16 protein-coding genes and 3 tRNA genes are annotated in these 19,894 nt (G+C 58.7%); 9 read left to right on the top strand and 10 right to left on the bottom strand.

Features of this window, described 5'->3' with window-relative positions; translation table 11 throughout:
• Positions 1-286 precede the first annotated feature (286 nt).
• The 4 genes from EI77_RS03380 to EI77_RS03365 all read right to left on the bottom strand — a co-directional run bounded on the left by EI77_RS03380 (position 287) and on the right by EI77_RS03365 (position 6,404).
• Positions 287-1,582 carry a cation:proton antiporter gene (locus tag EI77_RS03380; RefSeq protein ID WP_133793333.1) on the bottom strand — a complete coding sequence of 432 codons (1,296 nt, stop codon included), beginning with the start codon at positions 1,580-1,582 and terminating at the stop codon, positions 287-289.
• Positions 1,583-1,614: 32 nt separating this feature from the next.
• Positions 1,615-2,952, bottom strand: a complete 1,338-nt coding sequence (locus EI77_RS03375; RefSeq protein WP_133793332.1) for an alginate export family protein — start codon at positions 2,950-2,952, stop codon at positions 1,615-1,617.
• 96 nt (positions 2,953-3,048) lie between these two features.
• Positions 3,049-4,479, bottom strand: a complete 1,431-nt coding sequence (locus EI77_RS03370; protein WP_166647004.1) for a dihydrolipoyl dehydrogenase family protein — start codon at positions 4,477-4,479, stop codon at positions 3,049-3,051.
• Between the two features lie 62 nt (positions 4,480-4,541).
• A complete protein-coding gene (locus EI77_RS03365) occupies positions 4,542-6,404 on the bottom strand; it encodes a prenyltransferase/squalene oxidase repeat-containing protein (RefSeq protein WP_166647003.1) in 1,863 nt (620 codons plus the stop codon).
• Between the two features lie 188 nt (positions 6,405-6,592).
• Between EI77_RS03365 and EI77_RS03360 the strand changes: the two genes are divergently transcribed.
• Positions 6,593-11,152: a DUF4175 family protein gene (locus EI77_RS03360; protein WP_166647002.1), complete on the top strand. Its 4,560-nt coding sequence runs from the start codon at positions 6,593-6,595 to the stop codon at positions 11,150-11,152.
• Positions 11,153-11,207: 55 nt separating this feature from the next.
• Here the strand turns inward: EI77_RS03360 and EI77_RS03355 are convergent, their stop codons facing one another.
• From EI77_RS03355 to mntR, 3 genes are all read right to left on the bottom strand, one after another.
• Entirely contained in the window at positions 11,208-11,993 is a 786-nt protein-coding gene (locus EI77_RS03355; RefSeq protein WP_133793329.1) for a right-handed parallel beta-helix repeat-containing protein, read from the bottom strand.
• Between the two features lie 39 nt (positions 11,994-12,032).
• Positions 12,033-12,311: a hypothetical protein gene (locus EI77_RS03350; RefSeq protein WP_133793328.1), complete on the bottom strand. Its 279-nt coding sequence runs from the start codon at positions 12,309-12,311 to the stop codon at positions 12,033-12,035.
• A 62-nt stretch (positions 12,312-12,373) separates the two neighbouring features.
• A complete protein-coding gene (gene mntR / locus EI77_RS03345) occupies positions 12,374-12,832 on the bottom strand; it encodes a transcriptional regulator MntR (RefSeq protein ID WP_243838651.1) in 459 nt (152 codons plus the stop codon).
• A 122-nt stretch (positions 12,833-12,954) separates the two neighbouring features.
• Here mntR and EI77_RS03340 point away from each other — a divergent pair, with 122 nt between their 5' ends.
• From EI77_RS03340 to EI77_RS03305, 8 genes are all read left to right on the top strand, one after another.
• Positions 12,955-13,767 (top strand): transporter, encoded by an 813-nt coding sequence (locus EI77_RS03340; RefSeq protein ID WP_133793327.1) that lies wholly within the window; start codon positions 12,955-12,957, stop codon positions 13,765-13,767.
• An 8-nt stretch (positions 13,768-13,775) separates the two neighbouring features.
• Positions 13,776-14,675, top strand: a complete 900-nt coding sequence (locus tag EI77_RS03335) for a metal ABC transporter substrate-binding protein (RefSeq protein ID WP_133793326.1) — start codon at positions 13,776-13,778, stop codon at positions 14,673-14,675.
• A 7-nt stretch (positions 14,676-14,682) separates the two neighbouring features.
• The gene (locus EI77_RS03330) at positions 14,683-15,591 is read left to right on the top strand and encodes a manganese/iron ABC transporter ATP-binding protein (protein WP_133793325.1); all 909 of its coding nucleotides are present in this window, start codon (positions 14,683-14,685) and stop codon (positions 15,589-15,591) included.
• Positions 15,588-16,439 (top strand): metal ABC transporter permease, encoded by an 852-nt coding sequence (locus EI77_RS03325; protein WP_133793324.1) that lies wholly within the window; start codon positions 15,588-15,590, stop codon positions 16,437-16,439. Before EI77_RS03330 ends, EI77_RS03325 begins: the two co-directional genes overlap by 4 nt.
• Complete coding sequence (locus EI77_RS03320) at positions 16,436-17,278, top strand: metal ABC transporter permease (RefSeq protein WP_133793323.1); 843 nt, start codon at positions 16,436-16,438, stop codon at positions 17,276-17,278. Before EI77_RS03325 ends, EI77_RS03320 begins: the two co-directional genes overlap by 4 nt.
• A gap of 100 nt (positions 17,279-17,378) precedes the next feature.
• Positions 17,379-17,453 (top strand) — tRNA-Asn (locus tag EI77_RS03315).
• Positions 17,454-17,466: 13 nt separating this feature from the next.
• A tRNA-Met gene (locus EI77_RS03310) sits at positions 17,467-17,538 on the top strand.
• A gap of 408 nt (positions 17,539-17,946) precedes the next feature.
• On the top strand, positions 17,947-18,327 hold the full coding sequence (locus EI77_RS03305; protein WP_133793322.1) for a DUF4288 domain-containing protein: 381 nt from the start codon (positions 17,947-17,949) through the stop codon (positions 18,325-18,327).
• A gap of 11 nt (positions 18,328-18,338) precedes the next feature.
• Here the strand turns inward: EI77_RS03305 and EI77_RS03300 are convergent, their stop codons facing one another.
• The 3 genes from EI77_RS03300 to EI77_RS03290 form a co-directional block, all read right to left on the bottom strand.
• The gene (locus EI77_RS03300; protein WP_133793321.1) at positions 18,339-19,019 is read right to left on the bottom strand and encodes a ubiquinone/menaquinone biosynthesis methyltransferase; all 681 of its coding nucleotides are present in this window, start codon (positions 19,017-19,019) and stop codon (positions 18,339-18,341) included.
• A gap of 32 nt (positions 19,020-19,051) precedes the next feature.
• Positions 19,052-19,136 (bottom strand) — tRNA-Leu (locus tag EI77_RS03295).
• 107 nt (positions 19,137-19,243) lie between these two features.
• Entirely contained in the window at positions 19,244-19,894 is a 651-nt protein-coding gene (locus EI77_RS03290) for a type II secretion system protein (RefSeq protein ID WP_133793320.1), read from the bottom strand.

Raw genomic sequence — 19,894 nt, 5'->3', positions numbered from 1 at the left:
GCTGCTCGCACCAGCGAGTGGGCGGGGGTTCTCATGGGTCCAATGCATGCTTGGGGCGGACGGGGTTTTCTTGGGGCGGACGACGCGGGCAAGAGTGCCCACGGTACCTGGGGCGCAGCTACTTGTGGCTGCTCGCGCCAGCGAGTGGGCGGATGGTCTTGCGTTTTCGAGAACTTGCACCGCGTTCGACGTCTCCCAAACCCCACGCCCTGGCGGGCACAGCCATGTATGACTGCTAGTGCTTGGGACGGACGTTGCGGGCAGGAGTGTCTGCGGTACTTGGGGCTCACATTGCGGCGGGGAGGGTGGCTTCGTCTTCAGGCTCTATCTTCTGGGTGCCGCTACCCACGAAGTATTCGAAGATAGGGGAAGCCATCAGGGTGGTGACAACGGCCATGATGACGAGGGTGGCGAAGAGGCCTTCGGAAATGATGCCGCGCTGGAGGCCGATGTTGATGATGATCAGTTCCATGAGGCCGCGTGCGTTCATGAGGATGCCAATGCCCATGGCTTCGCGATTAGAGATGCCAGTGGCGCGGGCGGCCAGGGTACAGGCTCCCCATTTGCCCAGGACGGCAGCCGCCAGCACAGCGGCGCACATGCCCCAGAGGAACCAGCTATTGATGAGGCCGATCTTTGTATTCAGGCCGGAGTAGGTGAAGAAAAGCGGCAGCAGCAGTGCCACGGCCAGCGGCTGGATGCGGGCCATGAGGTCGCGCACCATCACGCCGCGAGGCATGGCTGCCCCCATGATGAAGGCACCGAAGACGGCATGCAGGCCGATCTTATCCGTAAACCAGGCACCCAGGGACATCATGGCGATGCCGATGACCAGACCTGCGTCGGTGAGCTTGCCGTCCTTGATCATCAGGCTTGCACCCCAGGCCAGCAGCGGCCGGATCAAAACCAGCGTTACGGTGACATAGCCCACGGCACCGCCGATGTTGTAGAGAGCATTGGCCGCATTACCGTCAAAGCTGGCCAGCACGACGGCCAGGAGGATCCAAGCCATGGCGTCATCAATGGCTCCTGCGCCAATGGCCACGGTGCCCATGGTGGTGCCTGCCAGTCCTTTGAAATGAATGATGCGTGCCAGCATGGGGAAGGCTGTGATGCACATGGAGGCCCCCAGGAAAAGCATGGCCTCCATCAGCGAGGTCTTTTCAGGAAACAGGTCTGTGTAGTGGAAGAAGACCCAGGCCAGTCCTGCGCCTAACAAAAAGGGTGTGGCCATGCCTGCCAGGGAAACGGCGACGGAGCTTTTTAAGCGCTTGCGGACGATGTCCACGCGGAACTCCATGCCGACGATGAACATGTATAGCGCCAGCCCGAGCTGTGAAGCGGGAAAGAGATAACAAGAGGTGTCTCGCGTCATCTGCTTCGGGTCCCAGGGGAAAAGCCACTGCTGCCATTCAGGTGACACCACGCCAAAAAGCGAAGGGCCAAGTGCCACCCCGGTGATCATTTCCGCCACCACCTGCGGCTGGCCGAAGCGGGCGGCAATGGCCCCCACAATGCGGCAGGCCAAAAGGATGACGGCGATCTGAAGGAAGAATTGGACGGCTAGATGGACGTTGTTCATAGATGGGCAGGGGAGTCGGGTTGAGGTCAGTTTTAGTAGTTCAAAGTCAGCATCAGGTAGGCGAAGTCAGCATCGTCTCCGGCGCCGGTATCATCCAGGTAACTGCCAGCAAAAAAGTGACTGTAGCCCACCAGCATATCCAGATGCTTGGTCAGTTTGGTATTGACCGTGAAGTCCAGCTCCGCTCCGGCGTGGTTGCTGGCCCCGGGGGTGATGGGCCTCACCTGGGTGGTTCCGTTGGTGCGGTACCAGGCATCCGCCGTATCCGCCAGCCAGAAGCCGTGCAGGTCCAGGGTGGTCTTGACTTTTGGATGCGGAGTTGCCGCGAGTCTCAGGACCAGATTGTGCATGTTTTGCCAGGCCATGGTATCCATGAACCCATAAGGCGGGTGGTTGGTGGGAAACAGGTTTTGGAAAGTATTGACCTGACCGTCCCCGGCATCGCCATCCCCGCTGCCATAGCTGTATTCAAAGGCTAGGCGTGGCTTCCAAGGTGTCTTCAACCAGTTGTAACCGGCCTCAAGATGGGTGGCAAAAGCGCGCAGATCCTGCCCGCGCACCTGGCCTGCCTGACCGACAAGCTCGAAGGTATAATCCCAGCCGGCGAGCTTCAGTGGATCGCCTTTAAACCGGGTGCCCAAGGTCATAAAATCCGTGCCGCCAGCCAGCCCTTCCTCATGCAGATGAAAGGCATACACATCGGTGGTCTGCAAGGGGATGGCAGTGGTGCTAAAATAAAGGCCGCTGAAAATCTGGTCCCGGGTGTTTTCACCATCCAGCCAGTCGGAGGTATTGAAGTGCGATTCATGGATGCGCACCACGCTGGAGGTGAAGGCATCCACCCACCAGGTTTTCTGCTGGTAGTGCAGTTTCGCTGCATCAAAGGTGCGACTGAAATTGAGCCACTCCAGGGGACCCACCAGACGCTCATCCCCATACGCCAGCACCTGACGGCCGACTTTGAATGAAAGCTCCTCCGGGTACCCAAATTCGAGCGAGGCGAGGCGCAGATCAAAGGCATCATCCCCTTCCGCACCCATTTGGTTAGGCACATCGGCGCGGTCAGAAAAGGATTCGCGTGTGTCCTGTCCCTGCACGGTCACTTTCAGCCACGGCAGCGCCTGCCACTCCAGGCCGATGCGCACGCGATGCAGCAGCCAGGTGTCATCCGTGGGGGAATCCACGCGGCTGTTGAAGTCGAAAACATTTTCCCGCCATTCTCCGCGCACACGGGCATGGAAGTTAAACTGCACCGGATTCTTTTCCGGCAGGTCTAGTGCCGGTGCAGGTAGTTCCCCCGCCATCAGGGGAGTACAGTTGCTGGCGAGGATCAGCAGAAAGGCGGCAAGAGCTTTGGCAGGGGAGGACATGAGAGCGTGTGCCCTCTTTTCGTCCAATGTTCACAGTAACGAAAATAGACTTTCGTGATGGTGGTGATGCCCGTTCAGCATAAGGGCCAGTGGCCCTTATCCGTTGATCTGGTCCGCGCATTCCTCAGCCGGATAGGTCCAGATTTCACTCAGGGTCGGGTGATAATGAGGGATGTTCATGAAGTCCTGGACGGTGCCCCGGTAATGCATGGCGATGACCACCTCATGCACCAGTTCTGTAGCCTGAGGCCCCACGCAGATGGCACCCATGATCTCCCCGCTTTCTCGGTGGGCCAGCATTTTCACAAAACCTTCTGTCTCCCCCATGCACATGGATTTGCCATGGTCGTTGAAGGGATAGCTGCCGGTGACGTAAGGCGTGCCCGCTTTGCGCAACTCCTCCTCGCCCGCGCCCACGGCGGCGACTTGGGGATGGGAAAAGACGCCAAAGAGCAGCAGGCGGTAGTCTGCCTTCTCCTCCACCGCTTTGCCATGGATCAGCCGGTGTGCATTGCGTGCGGCGATTTCGCCCTGCTGGATGGCCACATGCACGACATCCAGCGGGCTGCACACATCCCCGGCGGCAAAAATGTGCGGCTGGGTGCTCTGCATCGTCGGTTGGATGGCGATCTTCTTTTTGGTTAGGCTGACCTTCGCCGCTTCCAGGTTGAGCCCGTCCGTGGCCGGGGAGCGCCCCATGGCCACCAGGATATGATCCACCGTGACGCTGGTTTCCTTGTCGCCGTGACGGTATTCGATGTGCTTGCGGCCATTGACCGTGGAGATGCGGTGGATGCTGGTGCCCAGGTGACAGGTCATGCCCCGGTGTGCATAGGCTTTTTCAATGACCGCGCTGCATTCTGGATCCAGCCCGGTGAGAAATTGCTCGCTGCGCTGAATCAGCGTCACCTTCCGGCCCACGCCTTCCAGGTAATGCGCCATTTCCAGAGCGATGGCCCCGCCACCCAGGACGGCAAAAGTCTCCGGCAGAGTATCCGTATCCAGCACCTCGTCACTGGTCCAGAAACCGGCTTCTGCCAGTCCAGGAATCGGCGGCACACTGGCCACGGAGCCAGTGGCAATGCAGAAGGTCTTTCCGCGCACCTGAAAAGAAGCGGACCCATCACGTGGCAGCACCTCCAGCGTATGCGCATCCACGAATGAAGCGTGGCCGCGATAGATCACAAACCGGCCGTCTTCAAGCTGGCCCTGACGATAACTGGCGAAGTCCGCAATCAATGTTCTTTTACGATCCCGGATCGCGCGGATGTCTGCCCCCAGCGGCTGGGCTTTCAGGCCGAATTCGGCAGCCCGGCGGATGCTCAGATTACGGTCAGCAGATTCGATGAGCGTCTTGCTGGGCATGCAGCCACGCAGGATGCACAGGCCGCCCAGTTCCGCCGCGCCATCAATGATCGCCACGCTCATGCCCAGGGAATGAGCCGTGCGTGCTGCCGCATAGCCGCCACTGCCTCCACCGATGACGATGAAATCAAAATGGGAGGCTGGATCCAGGTCAGTATTCATGCTTCCATGCTGGCAGCGAGCTACCGACTCTGCATCCAAAATCTGTATTCAAGGGGTGGCCTCTAGCGGTCAAAGAAGCTCTGTTCGTCGCGGTCAGCCACCTTCAGGTAGCGGTAATACACTTCGAGCTGGAGGGTGCACAGAGTCTGACGGTAAAGCGGATCGGCGGCGTCACCGGCGGGCCAGTTAGGGCGGCCTTTTTTGAAGCTGCCATCCGGCTGCTGTGCGGCCAGGATCTGGGGCAAGAACTGCTGGTTGTAAAACTTCCAGTCATCTCCTCCAGCCTGGAAGAAGGTCTGGGTGTAATAGTACCAGCAGTAAAGGTTGCAGTTTTTGTTCCAGTCCAGCGGCTCGGCTTCCAGGAAGCCGCGCAGGAAACCCATAGCCTTCTTCAGCGCAGCGGTATTGCCTTTGGACATCGTTTGCAGGGCCAGGGAGCCAGCTCCGGTGAGGCTCCACTGGTTATAATGGTCATCGCGGTTGGTCTTGCCGAAGCCGCCGTCCTTCGTCTGTTTGCTGAGCACATACTCGGTGCATTTTTTGATGGCGGCATCCAACCCTTGAATTTTGAGACCCGAATTCTTGGCGGCTTTCAGAGCCTGAAACTGCCAGCCAGCCACGGAAAGGTCTTCGCCCTTGCTATCTTTCGTATAGGCTGTGGTCATACCCGCTTCCTTGCCCCCATAGGTCCAGGAGCCACGGGTATTCTGGTTATCGATGATGAGCTTCACCCCCTTTTCAAAGGCGGCGCGCATGCCGGGCAGTTCTTTGCTGCCGAGACGGGCCAGCGTATACATTTCCCCCAGCGCATAGGTGGCGATGCCGTGCTCATACGTGGAACCGTTGTTAAAGATGTCCTCCGCGATCATGCCGTGGGGATTCTTCTTGGACAGCTCCACCAGGTAAAGGATGCCTTTCATGACGTTATCCCCGTAGAAAGGAGAGTCCGGCGTCTCGCAGCGGCCCAGGTAGCAGAGCAGAGCCAGGCCAGTCATGGCTGCTTTATCACGCTTGCCTCCGCTTCGGCCCCAGGAGCCATCTTCATTCTGCTGGCCCTTCAGCCACTCCAGGGAGGCGGATACCGCACGCTCACATTCGGCACTGCCACCCGTTTCTGCCAGCTTCTTCAAACGCTCCTGTGGAGAGCAGCGGCTGCGCATGGAAGGCGGCAGGCTCACGAATCCCTGCATGCTGCCCATTCCCATCCCGGTGCCGAAACCACTCCCGGCCCCGGCTTTGCCAAACCCGGCACCACTGAGGCTGCCACCGCCCAGCATCGCGCCCACATCAGGCACATCCAGGAAATCCGGCGGTGCATCTGGCAGCGTCACCGCCGAGTTCTGGCTGGTGCTGACGATCTTCTTCATTGGCATGGATTTGTTCAGCGTGGTGCGCTTCTTCTGCTGCACCTTGTGCTGCATCTCAGCGGAGGCTTCCGCGCCCTGCTGGGTGCCGCCACCGGGTAAAAAGTCCACCTGCTTCTGGATCATCTGCGTGCTGACCACGATGGCCCCGCCGACAACCAGGATGCCGACATGGATGGCGATGCTCAGCGCCAGGGAACCGCCGCCGACCTTGCGCCAAGCCTGGATCAGAGGATTGGAGGGTCTTGCCGGTTCAAAATGATTGAGCGCTGGTGGATGGAAAACCTCTCCCCCCACAGCTTCCACGGCCATGAATTCTTCCTCTTCCTCCACGGCGGCGACAGGAACAGGGCCGGAAGCTGCCGATGGAGGCACCATGCCAGGCTGCATGGGATAGCCCAGATTTGGCTGCACCGGATAACCCAAATTTCCCTGCACGGGATAGCCCAGATTGCCTGTTGCACCGGGGGGAGGCCCCAGCGGCTGGGTGGCACTCAGGCCCGATGGCGGGGGCGGGCCACCGGGTGCTGATGGGTCAGAATGGGGCTTTTTGGGGTCCATGGCGGGATAAATTACGTTCGAATCCAGCATAAGGGAGTCTTTACTCTTGAATCAAGCGGATTCACCCCTGTGCCGCCCCGTCCGTACGCCTTTTGGGATTTCCTCAGCCGGGGAATTCCTTCCGTGCTATGGGAAGGAACCGAAAAACTAGGCTCCAGCCCCCGTTTACAAACTGTCCCATTTACGAAATGAACGCTTCTCTCCGTCCCGCCACTGCTCAGGCGCTCCAGGCTTTTCGTGCCCGCCGCCAGCGGCTGCTGCTTTTTCGGGCCTTTCTGGTAATCTTGCTGGTCACCCTCAGCGCCTGGACAGCCATCGCCCTGCTGGACCGTGCCTGGCTCATGCCGGAGTGGCTGCGCCCATGGCTCTCCCTGCTGGCATACGGGGGCGCTTTGCTGGTGGCCTGGCAGGTGGCTTTGCGGCATCTATTGTTAGGCCAGGATGCCGCAGGCACCGCCCGGCTGATGGAAAGTGTCTCCCCAGGGCTGCATGAGCGCCTGCTTTCCGCCGTGGAGCTGTCCGAAGGGCGGGGAAGTGACTCCCAGGAATTCCGCACTCGCTTGCAGGATGAGGTGGCCGCTGAGGTGGAGAGTCTAGACCTGGCCGCCATCCTGCCGCTGCGTTCGTTGAAACCCTGGTTTGCAGGCCTGGGCGCGGCCCTGCTGGTGTTGCTCGCTCTGAGCTGCTTTTCCTTCCTGCATCTGCCGGGTTTCATCGCCCGTGCCGCCATCCCCTTTGCCAATCTTTCCCGCCCTTCCAGCGTGAAGATCAGCATCCTTGAGCCCCGCCCTGCGGATGCCCTGGTGCCCTTTGCGTCGGAGCTGGAGATCGTCGCCGGAATCACCGGCCCGCAGCCAGGGGAGGTCATTTTGGAAACCGAGTCCGCAGGCAGCCTCCCGCGCCGCACAGAGCTGGTGCGCAGCCATGACACACGCCACTCCGGCCTCATCGCCATCGGCCAGGGGGATGTGCGTTATCGCGTGCTCGCTGGGGATGCCATCTCGCCCTGGTTCAGCCTTTCCGCACGCGCTCGGCCACGCATCACAAGCTTTGTCAAAACCCTCGTTCCCCCGCCTTACACCGGCCTGCCAGAAACCACCGTCACCGATGAGGAAGGGGACATCGTGGCCCTGGAAGGCAGCGTGGTGAAAATGAAACTCACGCCTAACCAAAAGGTGTCCAATGCAGGTCTTCTCATCAATCCTGATCATGCGGATCATCCCGAAATCATTCCCCTCAAGCTGGAGGAAGATGGCACCCTCACGGGCGAGCTTCCCATCCAGGCCGGACACGAATCCTGGCGCAGCGCCCTCACCGCAGCCGAGACCGGTTTCACCAATGAAGAAAGCTCCCCCTGGCAGATCAGTGTCATCCCGGACCTGCCGCCCCTGGCTCAGATCCTGGAGCCGCAGGAGCAGCTCTCCCAGATGGCGGATGAAGTGGTGCGCGTGAAAGGCCTGGCTAGCGATGACGTCGGGCTGAAGAGCGTGCACCTGGCCCATGCCATCAATGGCACCGATTGGCAGCAAATCGCGCTGCCACTTCAGCCCGGCAAGGAAAGTCAAGTGCAGGCCGCTCTGCCACTGGCCCCGCTCCAGGTAAAGCCAGGGGATGCCGTGCTCATCAAGCTGGTGGCCACGGACCTCAAAGGCCAAACAGCGGAATCTCCAACCGTGCGCATCATCATTTTGGAGCAGACCGTGGATCCCCAGCATCGCCAGTGGGCTCAGGACATGCGTCGGCTGGCCCAGCAGGCCACCCATCTTTCCGAGCAGACGCGCGAGATGCGCAAGGTCATGGAAAAGGTGAAAAAGGCCCCAAAGAAAGCCGCCAATGAACCCCCTGAATCCACCCTCGCCCGCGCCCAGACCGAGCTGCAACAGGTCAGCGAGCGTGCCGAGGACCTGTGGACGCAGCTCAAGCAGGCAGCCCAATCCGCCCCTAGCCATCTCGATAGCATGGAGGTGCAGCTTTTGGGGGAAAAGCTGGCCCACATGCGCAATGAGCCGCTGGCGCAGATGAAGAAACTGGCCACGCAGGACATCGAGAATCCCGATAGCCTGCGCCGTGCCGCCAGTGAGGCCGGAGCGGATGCCGATGCCATCGCCCAGGCCGCGCGTGCTTTTGCCACGGAGGACAATGCAAAGATCGTCTCTCAGGCAGCCCAGCAGCTCAGCCGCCAGGAGGCGCTTTTGACCACCCAATCGCTCAATGCCAACCGCGACAGCGCCCAGCGCCCGAAATGGCAGGAGCAGCAGCGCGCCGCCATCGCCGCCAGTGAGGCCCTGCGCCAGGAAATGGAAACGCTGAAACCTGTGCTGGATGCCGGTCAGCAAAAGCAGGTGGAGGAAATGCGCAAAAATCTGGCCGAAACCGCCAGCGACCTGGAGGCCAGTTTGGACAAGCCCGGCCAGACCAAAAGCCCGGAGCATCTCTATGGCGCTGCCGACAATCACCGCCAGCGTCTAGGCCGCTCCGCAGATGCCATGCGTGCCATTTCTGAAAATGCAGGGGCTAAGGCCAGCCAGTTGCGCGAGCAGCTCGCCCGTCAGGAAAACCCCGCCATTGTTGCCCTCAATGAAGCCCGCGATGCCCTGGCCCAGGCCGCCGCTGAGGCCAAAAACACCAAAAGAAAACCCAAGGTGGGCAAGGACAATGAAACCGCTCCCCAGCGTGCGGAAAAGGAGCTGGCCCAGGCTACGAAGCAGCTCGAAGACCAGGCCGTCCTGCGTGAGCAAAACGGCCGCACCAACAACCAAGCCGCTTTGGACGCCAACCGCGCCAGCCGCGCTGCCGGACAGCTCGCCCGGGAGGTAGCTGCCCTGCCCGAGGAAGCGACCGCTATCGCCGCAGTCCAGCAAAAGGCCGAGCAGCTCACCCAGCTCACCCGCATGCTGGAGGCGGATGCCCTTACTCAAACTGCGGTCGAAGCCATAGCGGAAGCCGCCGCCAATCCAGATCCTGCACAGAGTGCCAACCCCACCCAGGCTACCGAGCAGGCACGGGCCGCCAGTGAAGCTTTACGCCAGTTACCTGAGATGCTGAAGCGCCTCAAAACCCCAGATCCGCAACTGGCCACCTCTGCCCAGCAGGCCGCCGATACCAGTCGGCAGGCATCGGAGGAACTCCAGGCTCTGGCCCGGCAGTCCGCCCAGCAGCCGGACCAGCCGCTGAATACCCAACGCGCCCAGGAAGTCGCTGCCGATGCCGAACAAAAAGCATCGCAAGTGGCCCAGCAGATCGCTGCACAGACCACCAGTGCCCGTGAAACCCTGGCCGGTCTCACGCCGGATGTGAGTGACATGATGAAAGCTGTAGCTCAGGATTTGAAGCAGACCCAGCAGGCCACTCAAGCTGCCGCTGCCCAGGCCGAAGCCAGCCAGCCTGTCGCGGAGGTGGCAGAAAAAGCCCAGGATTTGCAAGCCGAAGCTACCGAAAATGCCCAGCAGATGGAATCCCTCCAGGCCGCGTTGCGCCAGGAAGCCAATGCGGCCGATCTTCAGGAAGCCGCCCAGCGCCAGACCGCCCGCATGGCGGATGTGGCTCTGGCACAAATGCAGCAGAAGTCACCGCAGATTGCCCAAAATCTGAAGCAGGCCGCGCAGGCCCAGCAGAGCCAGCCCCAGGCTCAAAATTTGCAGCAGGCGGCGCAGGCGCAGAAGCAGACAGCGGAGGCCCTGGACCAGCTCGCGCAAAACATGGCCAAGGCTGAAGACGGTCAGGCGCTGACGCCGGAAGAACTCGCCGCCATGCAAAACATGGAGGAAGAGTTGGGCGTGCAGGAATCCCTAGAGGAGGCTTACAAACGGGCTCAGGAACTGGCTGAAATGGCCAAGGATGCCAGCCAGGACCCGGCTGCTGTTTTGGCTGAATTGGAAAAGGAACTGCCCAAAAATCCCGCCATGAAAAAATCCCTGGCGGAGCTTTCCAAGCAGGCGGCTCAAAGCAGTGAGCAGGCCGTGGCTCAGGAGGCCAGCCAACCTAGCAACATCGGCCTGGCCACAGAGCAGGCCGCGCATGACCTGGCCCGTGTCGCCCGTCACCAGCAGCGCCTCGGTCAGGAGGCGGCCGCGCAGCAGGCAGCCCAGGCCAGCAACCAGCTTCAGCAGCAGGCCCAGGCTGCGAAAGGCCAGCCCGGCCAGACGCAAAAGCCCATCGGTTCCGAAGCCCAGACCACCGCTGCCCAGGCGGCCAAAGCGGCGGAGGCCAGCGCAAGTGCCACGCCACCCTCCGTTTCCGTCAATCCTTTCCAGGACATCCAGGGTGCCCTCCTGGCCCAGGCGCTGGATCAGCTTGATCAGACCCTGAATCCCAAGCAGGGCCAGTCCGGGGACCAGCAGCAATCCCAGTCCGGTCAGCAACAGCAGCCGGGAGGTGACCAGCAGCAAAAAGCCCAGCAAAGCCTCTCCCAGGCCCAGCAGAGCCAGCAGCAGTCCATGGCTAATCAGCGCAATCAAGGCCAGACCCCCGGCTCTCAAAAGCCCGGCCAGCAGCAGGCACAAAATCAAAATAAGCCAAATCCCAACGACCCCACCCAGCCTTCCAATAGCGACATGGGCAACCAGTCACTGCAAATCGTCGAGGGTGTTCTCGGTCCTGATGCCATCCTCATCCAAGGTGACTGGGGCCACCTCCCCAGCAAAATGGCCGCTGACCTCAGCGAAGCCACCCGCACCGAAGCCGCCCCGGAATACCGCTCCGCCATCGAAAGCTATTACAAAGCCATCGCTACCAAGGCGAAGCGGTAAGAGGGCGACAAGTCACTCCAGTCATTGGCGATCAATCTGGGGCTGACGACCCGGATCACTGACTGGCATTCACCAGATTTTCATTGTTCTCCAACACAGGTTCAGGAGCCTGCCCAGTGATCTGCAAGCCTAACCGGACGTTAAAAAAACCGTTGTTGCGGATGACATGGCGCACTGGTTTCACGTCCGCCTCATGGCTGCTGATCCGCACGCCTTGATCGCCGTTTCGTACTTCGTTTCCGTCCAGAAGACAGTCGCTGGAATTCTCCAGATGGAAGGCACTGCTCATGCGGATGATCTGATTGCCGCGGGCAATGCCCTTTAGGCATCCCTGGATGAAGCCGATGGCATCAGAGCCATCTTGAAAGCTGCACCGCTCCACCACACAGGCATCCGCATTGCTAAAGAGCACCGCATAATCCCGGACGTTCTGAAACAGGCAGTCCCGCACATAGATATCTTGGATCCGCGTCTCCTTTGGCGCACTGTTCCCATCCACAAACACCACGGACTTTGATTCAGGCCCTGCATCCAAGGTCAAATTCGCGATTTCCAGCGTCTCGCAGGCCCCGGTGATCAGGATTAAATCACTCGCCTTCTGTCCTTCCTGCCGGGTTTGCAGCTTCAGGATGCAGCGTTCTTTGTTCACCCCCCGCAGCGCTAGCTTGCGGGCATCTTTGATGACCAGCCCCTGGGGCAGCATATGCTCACCCTCCGGGATGGTGACCACGCCGCCACCTGCCTTGATGGCTTCATCGATCCATTCCTGGATCGGTGGAGCCTCAGCATGAAGAAAGCCACTGGCGAGAGCCGCCAGGAGAAAGGGGAGAACAAATCGCATGAGACCTTTTCGCCCCTGATGGGTGGCTTCTTGCGGCCTTTACTTCTTGATGTCAATAAACTGGCCTGCAATGCCCCAGGCCACATCTTCACGTGGCAGCACGCCGTCTCCGCCGACGTAAAACTTGCTGGCCAGGAGGAAGTTTTGCCTCTGGACGCCGCCCTTGCTGCCTCCTGAGACGATATCCGCCACTGCCAGACCGACAGTTCCTGCGATGCCTGCTTCTTGACGCACGTGCTCGCGGTAGTCCGCTTCACTTGGATTGGTAAAGGCCAGGATGGCGGCGACAACGATGAGGATGAGAACAGGTAATTTCATGGGCGCATGATGCAGCGTACCCGGCCATGTTCCAAGAGCTAATTTTCAGGCATTCATCCGCCTCAGGGCCGGGACATCTTTCGTTTCAACTTCTTCAGCAGCTCTGGATTTCCCTCCAGCTCCTCCATCAGCAGGGTCAGCACATCCAGGGTTTGGCGGCTGATGTGGTGCTCCATGCCTTCCACATCATGATGCACTGTCTCCGCATCCAGGCCAAAGGTCGCCAGCAGCCGCGTCAGCACCTCATGCCGACGGGCGATTTCCTGGCCGATTTTGCGACCTTCATCCGTCAGCACCACACCCCGGTAGCGCTCATAGACCAAATACCCCTCAGCATCCAGTTTCTGGATCATGTTCGTCACGCTGGCCTGGGAGATGCTTAAATTTTGAGCGATGTCCACCACCCGTGCATACCCCTTTCCCTCGATCAGATTGTGAATCTGCTCCAGGTAATCCTCAATGGCCGGGGAGTGGACATGGGCTGTGGGTTCTTTGCGCTTGGCGGCCATCGTCAGATCCATAGCAGCGTGCAGCGCGGAGGAAAAACAGATTTTAAAGGCCTAAAGTATCAAAATTAGCCCAGGCTAACTTTTGGGTTGCGCAATAGACTAGACTGATGAAATTAGTCTGACCTAAATTTATCATGTCAGACAATCTCTTTTTGCCCGCCCTGTTGATGATGGCTGCCAGCCTGTGCCACGCCGGTCCCCCGGTCACATCCCCCATCGCCCAGGCAGAGGTTCGGCCCATGAGCACGGACCGCCCGGATACCACGGAATCCCCCTTTACCGTGCCTGCGGGCATGTTCCAGGTGGAGGCCAGTTTCTTCGACTACAACAGGGAACACTTTGCCGGAGAAAAGGCGGAAACCTGGATTTGGGGTCAGGTAAACCTCAAGGCCGGACTGGCCCAGGACATGGACTTGCAGGTGATCTTCGACAGTTACCAGGAGGTAAAGATTTCCTCCGGTGGCCCTACCCAGCGTCTCTCCGGGTTTGGCGATGTCACCGTCCGGCTGAAGAAAAATATCTGGGGCAATGAGGGCGGGCAGACCGCGCTGGGGGTGATGCCGTATGTCAGCATTCCCACCGGGACGGAGCTCAGTGCAGATGTCTGGGAGGGCGGTTTGATCGTGCCGTTTTCCTGTGCACTGACGGAGCGCGTGACCCTGGGCCTGATGGCACAGATGGATATCGTGCATGATTTCGAAACGGGTGGTCAGGATCTCGAATGGGTGCATTCCGCCACGCTCGGCTTCGGCCTGACAGACGCTCTCGGCCTCTATACGGAGCTGGTGGGCATCGCAGGCCAGGATGCCGCTTACATGGGTATTTTTAATACCGGCCTCACTTTTGCAGTCACCGACAACCTCGTTTTCGATGCTGGTGTACGCATTGGACTGAATCGCCCCGCACCGGACTTTGGCGTCTTTTCGGGCGTGAGCTTTCGCTTTTAAAATTCAATATGAAACGACATTCGATCCTCCTCCTTCTCGCCAGTCTTCTGGTGTCTTGCGGCCCATCCACACCGGCTGTCAATGATGGTAAAAAACGCATTCTGACCACCTTCACCATCATTCAGGACATCGCCCAAAATGTGGCGGGTGATGCAGCCGTCGTCGAGTCCATCACCAAGCCCGGTGCCGAGATCCACGACTACGAGCCGACCCCGCAAGATCTGGTGAAGGCGCAGAAGGCGGACCTCGTCCTGTGGAATGGAATGGGCCTGGAACGCTGGTTTGAAAAATTCCTCCAGCAGGTGCGGGATGTGCCCAGTGTGGTGCTAACCGAGGGGGTCGAGCCCATCGGCATTGGCGAAGGCCCCTACAGCGGCAAGCCAAATCCGCACTCATGGATGTCCCCGGCCAATGCCGTCATCTACGTGGAAAATATCCGTCAGGCTCTCGTCAAGTTGGATCCTCCCAATGAGGCCATTTACAACGCCAACGCTGCTGCCTATACGGCTGAGCTGCGTGCCGTGGATGAACCGGTGAGGAAAGCATTGGAAACCATTCCTGAGGAGCAACGTTGGCTCGTAAGCTGCGAAGGAGCCTTCTCTTACCTGACACGGAACTATGGCATGAAGGAACTCTATCTCTGGCCCATCAATGCGGATGAAGAAGGCACCCCACAGCAGGTGCAGAAAGTCGTGGATACGGTGCGCAGCAGCCGTATCCCGGTCGTCTTCTCTGAAAGCACCATTAGTGACAAAGCCATGCGCCAAGTGGCCAAAGAAACCGGTGCGCGGTATGGCGGCGTGCTTTATGTGGATTCATTGACCGCTGCCAATGGCCCAGCACCCACGTATCTGAAACTGCTGCAATACAATGCAGACACCATCGTGAAAGCGTTCACGTCTCCCTGAACCCGCCATGATCCCAGCCGCCCAGCCGCTCTCTGTAGAAGTCGCCAATGTCACCGTGGCCTATACGAACGGTCACATCGCCCTGCGGGATGCCTCCTTCACCCTGAATGGAGGGACCATCTGCGCCCTGGTGGGTGCGAATGGCAGCGGCAAGAGCACCCTGTTCAAGGCCATCATGGGGTTCCTTGCACCGGCTAAAGGAAAGGTGCTCATCGTCGGTGGCACTGCGGCTGCCGCCCGTCGCAGCAAGCTGGTGGCCTATGTGCCGCAGAGTGAAGAGGTGGACTGGAGCTTCCCTGTCAGCGTTTGGGATGTGGTAATGATGGGGCGCTATGGGCACATGAACTTCCTGCGCATTCCCCGCGCTGAAGATAAGCGCATCGTCCAGGAATGCCTGGAACGCGTGGGCATGACTGCATTCCGAGATCGCCAGATTGGCGAGCTCTCGGGTGGCCAAAAAAAGCGTGTTTTCCTGGCCCGGGCCCTGGCTCAAAAAGGCCGCATCATGCTGCTGGATGAACCCTTTACTGGCGTGGATGTACAGACAGAGACGGCCATCATTGAGCTGCTGCGCTCACTGCGTGAAGAAGGTCACATCATCCTCGTCTCCACCCATAACCTCGGCAGTGTGCCGGAGTTTTGTGATCAGGTGGTGCTCATTAACCGCACGGTGCTTGCCTATGGGCCAACCGAAACAGTCTTCACGGAGGCCAATCTGACCCATGCCTTTGGCGGCGTACTGCGTCAGTTCCACTTTGAGCACTCCACCATACAGGAACACGATGGCCGCACCGTGAAGCTTCTGACCGATGATGAACGGCCACTGGTCTTCGGCAAAGACGGCCACCTGGAATACACAGATCGCCAGGGCAGGGAAGCCCTGGTCAAAGAACGCGCCAAGGAGGTGGGGGAATGACTGATCTGCTGATCCCCTTTCAGTATGAATACATGGTGAAGGCCATTGTCATCAGCGGCCTCATCGGCGGCGTCTGTGCATTCCTTTCCTGCTTCATCACGCTCAAAGGCTGGTCACTGATGGGCGATGCCCTGTCTCATGCCGTGGTGCCCGGGGTCTCTGTCGCCTGGATGTTAGGCCTGCCCTTTTCTGTCGGAGCTTTCATTGCAGGTATCCTCGCGGCGGTGGGCATGGGCTGGGTAAAGGCGAACTCAAGACTGCGTGAGGATGCCGTCATCGGGGTCGTTTTCACCACCTTCTTTGCCGCCGGCCTCCTCTTGCTGACTTTGTATCAAAGCAACATCAGCCTGCGCACCATCATCTTTGGAAACATCCTGGCCATCTCGGATCCCGACATCCTCCAGGTGGTCATTATATCCGCCATCTCCATCCTTGTGCTTGGGCTTAAATGGCGAGACTTGTTGTTATACTGCTTTGACGAAACCCATGCGCGCAGCATCGGCCTGAATACCCGTTTTCTAAATTTCCTGCTGCTGGCCCTGCTCTCAGCCACCGCCGTCGCAGCCTTGCAGACAGTCGGTGCCTGCCTCGTTGTCGCCATGCTGGTCACACCTGGCGCTACAGCTTACCTGCTCACGGATCGTTTTGGCAGCATGCTCGGCATCGCCACCGGCACAGGCATTGTGTGCGGTGTGGTCGGTGCCTACATCAGTTACTTCTTCAACGGATCCACCGGTGGCTGCATCGTCGTCCTCCAGACTCTGGTCTTTTTAGCCGCACTGATCCTCGCACCCAAGCACGGACTGCTGGCCTCTCGTGCGCAACGTTTCAAAGCTGCTGCCCTATGAACTGGCTGGACCCTTTTCAATACAGCTTCATGAATGAGGCGCTGCTCATCGGTGCCCTTGTTGGAGCCGTCTGCGCCGTGCTGTCCTGTTATCTCGTTTTGAAAGGCTGGTCCCTGATGGGAGACGCCATCTCCCATGCCGTCCTGCCGGGTGTGGTGCTCGCCTACATCATTGGCCTTCCCCTCGCGCTCGGGGCTTTTGCTTCCGGCTTGCTTTGCGCCACGGCCACTGGCTGGATCAAATCCAACAGCCGCATCAAAGAGGATACCGTCATGGGCATCGTCTTCACCGGCCTCTTTGCCCTCGGCCTGGTCATGTTTTCGAAAGTGGAGTCAGACCTGCATCTGACACACATTTTGTTCGGCAATATCCTCGGCATCGAACGCGTCGTCATGCTGCAGACCGCCGTGACCGCCATCGTCACCCTGATGGTAACTCTGCTGATGAGGAAGGATTTGCTCCTGTTCTGCTTTGATCCCGCCCATGCACGGGCCATCGGCCAGAACACCGCCCTCACGTATTATGTCTTTTTGGCCCTCCTGGCCGCCACCATCGTCGCCTCCATGCAGGCCGTCGGCATCATTCTCGTTGTGGCCATGCTCGTCACCCCAGGCTGCACGGCCCGCCTCCTGACCGACCGGTTTGACCACATGCTGCTCATCGCCTCCAGCTCATCCGTGCTAGCCAGTTGCCTCGGCGTCTATGCCAGTTTTTTCATCAACGGCTCCACTGGAGCCTGCATCGTCCTCGCCCAGGCACTCTTTTTCACCCTCGCCTTCATCTTTGCCCCCAAACACGGCCTGATCGCCGGGAAAAGAAGCCGAGGGGCGGCTGCCTGAATCGTCAGCTCAAAACTGGTCAAACAGTGAAACAATCACTTGCCAGATGCTCCAAGGTAGGCCAGTATGTCGGCCCGTTTCACAAGAACGGGGATTACACTCCTGAGTAGCTCAGCGGTAGAGCGGGTGGCTGTTAACCACTAGGTCGTAGGTTCGAACCCTACCTCAGGAGCCATCAAAACACACATGGCAGTGTAGCTCAGCGGTAGAGCAGAGGACTCATAAGCCTTTGGTCGGCGGTTCAAATCCGCCCCCTGCCACTCCTTTGGGACTCGAGGGATACTTTCATCAAAGACGCCCCATAAAAAGTGGCTAAACAGCTTCCATTGAATCTTCGCGTTGGTGTTCCTTAGACGAATAGAAAAAACGGGTATCGACTGATCATGCCCCACGCTTTCCGTCTGATTTTCTTATTCACCGTAAAGGCGCTTCAGTTCGCCTTGATTGTTTTAGGCACTCTAAAACTCACCGAAATGCTCGAGTGCAACTCCAGAATGATCAACTAGGCAGGTGTATTTTTGGCTTATTCACGTTACTTCTTACCCTCTTACATGCACCACGATTCGGTTTCCGATGGTCGCAAAAGCAAGGCTAGAGATGAGTCGGAAAAGTGAAGTCAGAGTGAACTGCTGGAGCGCACGCTCGGGAATCCAATTCAAATCATTGTCATGCTATACTCAGCTCATGTGGTGATGCAGGTCGTCTATACCGACGGTGTCCAAGAGGATTTCCCTGTTTGGGAGAACATCGTTTTAGTGGAGGCTGAAAATCCAGAAGAAGCCGAGAAAATCGCCCGTGAATTTGGCACTGGCAGTGAGGAAACGTGCGACGATTCCTTCACCTGGAATGGGAAAAAGGCTCGATGGGTTTTCGCTGGAATAAGAAGACTGGTCACCTGTGTGAATATTTTAGACCATACCAATGTTGATACGGCAACAAGGGTAGGCCATGGCACCGAGGTGACGTATTTCGAGTTCACCATGAAATCACCTTCTGATTTCAATGCCTACCTTACGGGAAATGAAGTTGAATTGAAGATGACTGAATAGGCTTACCACCATCAAGAGGTTTTGATGCCGATGTATAGGGAGGCGATGCCGAGGGAAAGGCGGTGGGATTTGACGCCTGTGAAGCCGGCATTCTGGATAAGTTGCTCCATGGCGGACCCGGAGGGGAAGCGCTCGACGGAACTGCACAGGTATTCGTAGGCGGCGCGTTCTCCGGTGATCCAGCCGGCGATGCGAGGCATGATCTTCTTGAGGTAGAAGAGATAGGCGGGTCGGATGAGGGGGAGGGTGGGCAGGGAGAAATCGAGGACGTATAGGCGGCCTCCGGTTTTCAATACCCGGCTCATCTCTTGCAAAGCTTCAGGCCAGGAGGCCATGTTTCGCAGGCCGAAGGCAACGGTGAGGGCATCGTAGGCTCCACTTTGGAAGGGCAGGTTCATGCCGTCGGCGGCTACGAGCTGGCTGAAGTGATGGGCCTGGGCCTCGCGCATCATGGGCAGCGAGAAGTCGGCTCCCAGTACTTTGGCATTTGGGCACCGACGTTGAAGCTCGCGGGCGAGGTCTCCGCTGCCGGTAGCGAGATCCAGGATCAAGCGAGGCTGGTGTGCGGCGACGAGGCTAGACGTTTTACGCCGCCAGAGGACGTCAATGCCCATGCTGAGGACATGATTGGCGAGCATGTAACGCCGGGCGATGCCTGCGAAGGCTTTTTTGACATAACCGGCGTCCTGCATGTTTTTAACGGCACCCCAACAAATTGTTGAGGTGGTGCGCGCGAGAGGACTCGAACCTCCACGATGTTACTCACTAGAACCTGAATCTAGCGCGTCTACCAATTCCGCCACGCGCGCAAACGCCTTGGGTCGGGGTGGGTATAATCCGCTGTCCCCAAAGTTTCTCAACTGAAAAAACGAGTTAAATGAACAAAGTTTTGAACCCGCTGTTCCAGGCGAAGAAATCACCAGTTCTTGATCCACTTCTGGCTGGCGTCTTTGACTGGGCCGCCAGCCTGGGTGTCGATGGATCTTGCGGTGGTGTTCTCTTCATCTTCACCGTAGGACCAGATGTCATAGGTTGAATTGATGGTGACTTGGTCTTCCCCGAGGGCGACAGGAACGGCTTTTTCATACTGGAAAGGACGGCCAAAACCGTCAGCCATGAAATAGCGGTCATCCCGCTTGATCCACATTTCCTTTGGCATGTCTGTCAGCATGATGTTCTTGGATTCCTCCTCTTCGGTGGAGCCGTTGGACTGCGGCGGGCCTGCGTTTGAGGGGGCCTGTGCGATCAAGATGTTATCAAATCCATCACCGCTCAATGCCTGATAGAGCATGGCTGCACCGCCTACTGAATAACTCTTGTCACCGATGGCGATGGCATCACCCGCGTTTTGCGGGGCCGGGTATTCACCGAACTCATTGTTGTACCTTTCGAGGGCACTTTTAATGGCGTTCAGGGTGACAGTGGTGCGGCTGCGTGCGGCGGATCGCTGAGCATAGGTGAAGCCACCGATGGTGAGAGCGAATAGCAGCGCGATGATCGTGATGACGACGAGCAATTCAATGATGGTGAAACCTGCCGGAACAGGTTTCCGCAAATGACTTTTCAT

The organism is Prosthecobacter fusiformis (genome assembly GCF_004364345.1).
In the GTDB taxonomy this organism is placed as follows: domain Bacteria; phylum Verrucomicrobiota; class Verrucomicrobiia; order Verrucomicrobiales; family Verrucomicrobiaceae; genus Prosthecobacter; species Prosthecobacter fusiformis.
Note: the sequence above shows the minus strand (reverse complement) of the source record. Positions and strands in the feature narration are given on the sequence as shown.

Excerpts from the sequence above, each read along its gene's own strand:
- EI77_RS03380 (WP_133793333.1), bottom strand. The coding sequence starts at position 1,582 with ATGAACAACGTCCATCTAGCCGTCCAATTCTTCCTTCAGATCGCCGTC.
- EI77_RS03375 (WP_133793332.1), bottom strand. The coding sequence starts at position 2,952 with ATGTCCTCCCCTGCCAAAGCTCTTGCCGCCTTTCTGCTGATCCTCGCC.
- EI77_RS03370 (WP_166647004.1), bottom strand. The coding sequence starts at position 4,479 with ATGAATACTGACCTGGATCCAGCCTCCCATTTTGATTTCATCGTCATC.
- EI77_RS03365 (WP_166647003.1), bottom strand. The coding sequence starts at position 6,404 with ATGGACCCCAAAAAGCCCCATTCTGACCCATCAGCACCCGGTGGCCCG.
- EI77_RS03360 (WP_166647002.1), top strand. The coding sequence starts at position 6,593 with ATGAACGCTTCTCTCCGTCCCGCCACTGCTCAGGCGCTCCAGGCTTTT.
- EI77_RS03355 (WP_133793329.1), bottom strand. The coding sequence starts at position 11,993 with ATGCGATTTGTTCTCCCCTTTCTCCTGGCGGCTCTCGCCAGTGGCTTT.
- EI77_RS03350 (WP_133793328.1), bottom strand. The coding sequence starts at position 12,311 with ATGAAATTACCTGTTCTCATCCTCATCGTTGTCGCCGCCATCCTGGCC.
- mntR (WP_243838651.1), bottom strand. The coding sequence starts at position 12,832 with ATGGATCTGACGATGGCCGCCAAGCGCAAAGAACCCACAGCCCATGTC.
- EI77_RS03340 (WP_133793327.1), top strand. The coding sequence starts at position 12,955 with ATGTCAGACAATCTCTTTTTGCCCGCCCTGTTGATGATGGCTGCCAGC.
- EI77_RS03335 (WP_133793326.1), top strand. The coding sequence starts at position 13,776 with ATGAAACGACATTCGATCCTCCTCCTTCTCGCCAGTCTTCTGGTGTCT.
- EI77_RS03330 (WP_133793325.1), top strand. The coding sequence starts at position 14,683 with ATGATCCCAGCCGCCCAGCCGCTCTCTGTAGAAGTCGCCAATGTCACC.
- EI77_RS03325 (WP_133793324.1), top strand. The coding sequence starts at position 15,588 with ATGACTGATCTGCTGATCCCCTTTCAGTATGAATACATGGTGAAGGCC.
- EI77_RS03320 (WP_133793323.1), top strand. The coding sequence starts at position 16,436 with ATGAACTGGCTGGACCCTTTTCAATACAGCTTCATGAATGAGGCGCTG.
- EI77_RS03305 (WP_133793322.1), top strand. The coding sequence starts at position 17,947 with ATGCTATACTCAGCTCATGTGGTGATGCAGGTCGTCTATACCGACGGT.
- EI77_RS03300 (WP_133793321.1), bottom strand. The coding sequence starts at position 19,019 with ATGCAGGACGCCGGTTATGTCAAAAAAGCCTTCGCAGGCATCGCCCGG.
- EI77_RS03290 (WP_133793320.1), bottom strand. The coding sequence starts at position 19,894 with ATGAAAAGTCATTTGCGGAAACCTGTTCCGGCAGGTTTCACCATCATT.